The sequence below is a fragment of the Grimontia indica genome, assembly GCF_000333895.2.
In the GTDB taxonomy this organism is placed as follows: domain Bacteria; phylum Pseudomonadota; class Gammaproteobacteria; order Enterobacterales; family Vibrionaceae; genus Enterovibrio; species Enterovibrio indicus.
In genome coordinates this window covers 1-502 of sequence record NZ_ANFM02000096.1, presented here as the reverse complement: position 1 = coordinate 502, position 502 = coordinate 1, and the positions used below count along the sequence as shown (strand labels likewise).

Genomic DNA, 502 nt, shown 5'->3' with positions numbered 1-502 from the left:
AAAAAAGCCTGACGCTTTCGCATCAGGCTTTAATCAGTGGCGGAACGGCCGGGCTGGCGCTCCAGCGGGACTCGAGCCGCATGGCTCGTGAGAGTCCCTTCTCTTGGAATCTGATAAATACAAAAAGCCCCGCAGTTTCCTGCAGGGCTTTGTTGTGTTGGCGGAGCGGACGGGACTCGAACCCGCGACCCCCGGCGTGACAGGCCGGTATTCTAACCAACTGAACTACCGCTCCAATTCTTGTGAAATCCGGCTTTACAACCCAACTTCCAGAATGTGGCGGAGAGATAGGGATTTACTCGGTCGCTTCGCTCCCTTGCCCTTCGGGCCAACGGCAAGCCGTTGTTGTCTCGCGCTTCGCGCTCGGCTGAACCCTGTCTAGGCTTCTTCACCCTATCTCTCGGAGGAATGTTTCATCCTCTGAGTCAAACACCTAGTTAAAGCTGTTTGGTTTAAAAGTGGCGGAGAGATAGGGATTTGAACCCTAGATACGCTATTAACG

The 502-nt window shown here is 54.2% G+C and carries 1 tRNA gene and 1 other RNA gene; both read right to left on the bottom strand.

The window, feature by feature from the left end:
• Positions 1-158: 158 nt before the first annotated feature.
• A tRNA-Asp gene (locus D515_RS24900) sits at positions 159-235 on the bottom strand.
• Positions 236-277: 42 nt separating this feature from the next.
• A non-coding RNA gene (locus D515_RS25630) (RtT sRNA) lies at positions 278-412 on the bottom strand.
• Between the last annotated feature and the right edge of the window lie 90 nt (positions 413-502).